3 protein-coding genes and 1 pseudogene are annotated in these 5,261 nt (G+C 44.1%); all 4 read right to left on the bottom strand.

Features of this window, described 5'->3' with window-relative positions:
* Nucleotides 1–582: methyltransferase cognate corrinoid protein (locus QAS77_RS10440; protein ID WP_305065431.1), on the bottom strand; the 582-nt coding region annotated here is incomplete at its 3' end.
* Between the two features lie 41 nt (nucleotides 583–623).
* Nucleotides 624–2,114 (bottom strand): annotated as a pseudogene (mttB, locus tag QAS77_RS10435) ([trimethylamine--corrinoid protein] Co-methyltransferase).
* 811 nt (nucleotides 2,115–2,925) lie between these two features.
* The gene (locus tag QAS77_RS10430; RefSeq protein ID WP_305065433.1) at nucleotides 2,926–4,548 is read right to left on the bottom strand and encodes a methylamine methyltransferase corrinoid protein reductive activase; all 1,623 of its coding nucleotides are present in this window, start codon (nucleotides 4,546–4,548) and stop codon (nucleotides 2,926–2,928) included.
* Nucleotides 4,549–4,715: 167 nt separating this feature from the next.
* A partial coding sequence (locus QAS77_RS10425) for a hypothetical protein (RefSeq protein ID WP_331522645.1) occupies nucleotides 4,716–5,261 on the bottom strand: 546 nt, incomplete at its 5' end.

Raw genomic sequence — 5,261 nt, 5'->3', positions numbered from 1 at the left:
CTTGTCTGCCCAGTCCTGTGTGACAGGTGCGCCACCGACCATGGTCATGACAGTGTCACGGATTCCAGCTTCCTTAAGCTGTTCTTCGATCTGCATCTGAAGGACCATTGTTGTGGTCATGAGTGCGGAAGAACCAACGATTATTGGCTTGTGTTCCTTGACTGCATCTATGTATGTTTCGATTGCAACGTCCCTGCCGAGGTCAACTACCTTGAATCCAGCGATCTTGAGCATTGTTAAGACAATGTCCTTACCGATGGAGTGGATGTCACCCGCGATGGTACCGAGAACGATTGTTCCCTTTGATTTTACAGCTCCGCCCTGTGCCTCAAGCGTAGGGGTGAGTACTGCAACACCAGCGCTCATTGCTTCGGATGCTGCAATGACATGAGGAAGGAAGAGGGTACCCTGTTCGAACTGGTCGCCTACTTCGTTCATACCTGCAGTAAGACCTTCCTGAATAAGGGAAACCATATCGACCTTTGCTTCGATTGCTTCTTCACAAATCTCTTCAACAAGCTCGTCATCGAAATCCATGACTGCAGCTTTTGCTTTCGCGTTAATTTCATCCTGTGTAACCATTTTTAAAACTCCTTTATTTATGTAGATAATTATATTCCAATTTACATGTTGGATCTAAATGCAACATCTGCCTTGTCCACCACAGCCTTCATGTCTGCTAAGAGGTCGCTGTCGATTGCCTTGACTACATGGTTCTTCATGATGTCAAGAACTTTTTCGTGTGCAACTGTTGCCATGTCTTTTGAACCTGCAGCTTCCCAGTCACCGAACATGTCTCTGTCAATGAACTCTGGATCAGATACGACACCGATGTTGTTCCTGGTTTCCTTGTGTGCAAGGAAGTTGTTACCGATTCCTACCTTCTGGATGGATGGTACAGCGAGTGTCTCGTCTGTTACTGGGACACCTTGCATTGCGGACCTGGTCATCTTGATGATATCGTTGTCGATAACCAACTGCTCCAAAGAGAGTGTCATACCGAGCTCGAGCATACCTGCACCGTAGATGGTGTTACATCCTGCGAATGCTGGAAGGAGAGTGGTCATTGTCTTTTCGTGGCCTGCCTGTATATCAGGGATCTTTGCATCTGCCTAAGTACCTGCAACATAGGTTGGGAGGCCATAGTACTGACCGAGCTTACCTACTGCAGCGCTGATAAGACCGAGTTCTGGTGCACCGACCGGAGCTGTTCCTCTCTTCAGATCGAAGGTTGTGGTTGAGCTACCGTAGAATACTGCTGCGCCTGGCTGTACAAGCTGTGCGAGTACAATACCTGCGAGAACTTCTGCGTTGTGTGTAACGAGTGTACCTGCCCTGAATACTGGGGAGGATCCACCGGACATTGCCATGCTCAGAACGTTTACAGGCATACCGAAGCGTGCACCTTTGATGATTACCTGGCATGCATTGTCACTGAGCTCAAGTGGGCTGGTTGGGCACAGAAGCATAGAGAAGATAGGCCTCTTGCGTGCTGCTTCAGAGTCGCCACCGTAGTATGCGTCAACAATACCTTTGTAGTACTCAACGTTCTCACCAACAGGGTCGATGTGGTGGAAGTGTTTTGTGGTGCTTGCGATAGGTGTGAATGTCTCGTGAACATCCTGTGCACCCTTACCTGCCCAGTCCCTTGCGGAAACGGAAAGTGTAAAGTAGCTGATCTCCTCTAGGTAGTCAACGACCTTTGCGGAATCTGCAATGTCCTGCTCAACGGAGTCGACTGTCTCGTACTTGCCTGGTGCGACATAGTTGCACATCTTGACACCGGTACCGAAGTTAACCCAGTGAACCTTACCCTTGTGCTCCATTGCGACATCCTTCTTCTTGTCACGGCCAGCGAGAACGAACCTTGATGGAGCGTCAATAAGTGCTCTGTTTACAAGGTACTCAGGGATCTTTACGATCTGGGTCTTCTCATCAACTTCACAGCCTGCTTCCTTGAAGATAGCCCTTGCTTCTGCGTCAGATACCTGAACACCAGGGTTAAGGAAAACTTCCATTGAAGCATAATGAATAGCTCTGAGATCATCTTCGGAGAACAACTCTAACTGTACACCCTGGAGAGGGGATCTACCTGGATAATAAGCTTCTACCATTTTCTTTACAACTCCTTTATTTGTCTTTTTTAGTAAGATCGGATCAATTCTGGAACGAACGTCCCCGATCATAATATCGGCAAGTCTTTTTTATTCGGACAAGGTCACAAGGACCACAGCCCCCAAAAGGGTGTCCGAATGTGGCGGAAATGCCAACATTATATTGCTTCGGTATGAAACCCCGTAAGACAGGTCAATGACCTATACAAACAGCGTTTCATATAGCGTCTTAAAACATCTATAATGGAAAACATCATTAACATGCCAAGATCCGTATAGACCCTGTAAGCAATTGTTAATTTGATCATCCACCATCAGTTGTCAGACGCACTTCCGCTTTTTACTGTAATACCTGCTTTCCAATACTCGGATATATATTTATTGGTTAGCAACTGCAAAAATATATATGGTAAATTACCCTTAAACGGACAATTTCAAAAGAATTACAACAACCATATTTTTAGATGCACTCCTAAATCAAGCAGATTTGCTCGGATGCTAAAAAAAGGACATGGAGCAGATTTGGGGAAAAAAACAATATCAATAGAAGCTAAAAAGAGAAAATACAAGAATTGTGACAAAATAACACAAGAAAAATTGCTCCTATTTGTTGTATCTACACATGTGCCAATCGTCATCTATTGAATTTTTAGAATGTTTGTAATAACTAAAGTAAATATTTTTCAAATGATGAATTGTTTAAAAGCAAAACACTGAATGACAGAAGGTTTAAATACAAAGAAGGGATGCCGCCGCAACTGCCCGATAAAAAAAATAAAAGAGAGAATTGAGCGCGCATTTACAAGCGCATTCAATGTTTAACAGAGATCTCCTTATAGCGAATTGCATCCACCGGACAAACGGCCACACACCTTCTGCAACTGGTGCCAAGACATCTTTCACTATTATAATTTGCATAGAGCTCACCATCGCGCTCAATTATCTCAATAGCATCCTCCGGACATTCGACCTCACATTGACTGCAGCGGATGCACTTAGGAGCATGCTCTTCGATGATGATGCCGAGGTCTCCGACTATCTGAAGCCCACCTTCGCCAACTTCATCGATATCCTTTGCAACCCTCTTCTCAATACGAGGATTTATGAAAGTTTCCGGCAGAGGAGGCAACTTGTACATATCAAGCATCTGGTTGTACATCTCAATAGGCATACCCTGGGTCCAGTAAGAAAGCTCACACATATAAATATTAGAGAAAACCGTACTTGTTGCCATCATCAAGTGATCGGCGGTAATCTTATGGCCCATCTCAATAACCTCATCGAGCTTGGACTCATCAAGAACAAGGTCTCTTGCAAGTGCAACTGAAGTGTTCCCGAATTGTACTATATTATGTGCAAAATTAGGACAAGAACCCAATTTTCTCGCCTTGTCCGCATCGACATAAGCACCCGTTGCACCAGCCATATACATATTATCAAGGTCACTATAAGCAGTACCTGATTCGATCATAAGGGTAAGTTGTGCAGCCCTGATAGCACCAATCGCTTTACCAGCCTCTTCGATATCCTTTTCAAATATCTCGATGCCCTCATCAAGGAAAAGCTTACCATTAGGAAGCTCAGGTATTTTCTTCATAATACCACATTCCAATGCAAGGGCCAGAGCAGAAATGACACCAGTACCCGTCACACCTTTTGCAACAACATCAGAAGACTCTTTGATCTCACCTGTAACAGGATCTATCAAATGTCCCTTGCGCTCGGTCATGGACTCATCAAGGATAGTGACCCTCCACAGACCATCTTCAACCGTTACATCTGATATAGCACCCGGACTTGCCAGCATTCCACATTTGATGCCCTGTCCTTCAATGGCAGGACCTGCTGCCGCACTAGCGGTTATGATCTTATCGCCCACCTTGATAGCCATCTCTGCGTTGGTACCATAATCAGTCACCATCGAAGGAGTGTCCATGCCCATAAAATCAGTCTTGATCATCATAGCAAGAGCATCTGCACCTATCTCATGTTTTATCGCAGGAGGAACTATAACGGTACAATTTGGAAGGTCTATTACACCTTCAAACAGTTCGTTTGCAGGGAAGACCCTTGCATCCCTAACCACATTCTCAACACCCAACTTTTTCTGCTTGTTCTCACCCGCATAAGCAAGGTCCCTTATCTCCATGTTCTGGAACAGGGAGAGCTGTATAGGATTCCCACAAACAGCAAGTCTTTTAATGAGAGAAGGATCAACACCGAACTCATCAAATATCCTTTTGACCGTATCCAACATTATCTCATTGGCCACATCTTCTCCAATCTGGATCGCGAAATCCAGATGATCCATGACATTTCCACCAGGTAGCGGATGTTTCATGGTAATAGCCGTCTTTAGAACCTTTTTAGATTCCAGATCGATCAACTGGGCACGAAACCCACTTGTTCCCAAATCTAATGCGATACCATACATTTTGATTACCTCTGACATAATAATACTTTCAGTTCAATATAATAATGATGCATTAAAACAAAAGATTCAATGATATATAAGGGCTTTGTATAAACCATACAAAACCGGTCGTTCGATACCTTAAGCAACAAAAAAGAAATAAAAAAGAGAAAGTGATAAAATGAGTTTCAGTCACACTGACAACATTCAAAATTGAATCCAAGGAGGAATGAACCAGTACCATGTTCGCTCTGAAGCCCCATCTTTTCTTTCAGATACTCATCTGTAGGAGGAGAAGGAGAAGCAAGAATTGCATTACAGACATGGGATAAACATTCAACCTCATCACATGGCTTTGGCGGCATAACGACCACGAGAGGATCAGATTTAGAATTGAGCGCTGTTAGGAAACCTTTATCGTACACCACAATATTGCCGATGACAAGAGACTCTGAGTCATTTTCAAAGGACTGTAATTTCTCAGGATCATTAATATCCTCACCAACTACCTTATCCTCATGCATAAGAAGAACATTAGGTCCACAAGGCCACTTATATTCCATGGTCGTCTGGAAAGGAATAATAACATCACTCTGGAGAACGGCCTTCACCCCTTTATTGTCACCCCTGCCAAGCCCCATAAGAGTCATTTTATCTGCTTTTTCTTCCAGTTTTGCTATGACCTTTCTGTCTTCATCATCAAGGACAAGTGTTTTGCCAACTCCGGTAATGCA

The sequence above is a fragment of the Methanococcoides sp. genome, assembly GCF_030594565.1.
GTDB classification, from domain to species: Archaea; Halobacteriota; Methanosarcinia; order Methanosarcinales; family Methanosarcinaceae; genus Methanococcoides; species Methanococcoides seepicolus.
This window is presented reverse-complemented; position numbering and strand designations above follow the sequence as displayed.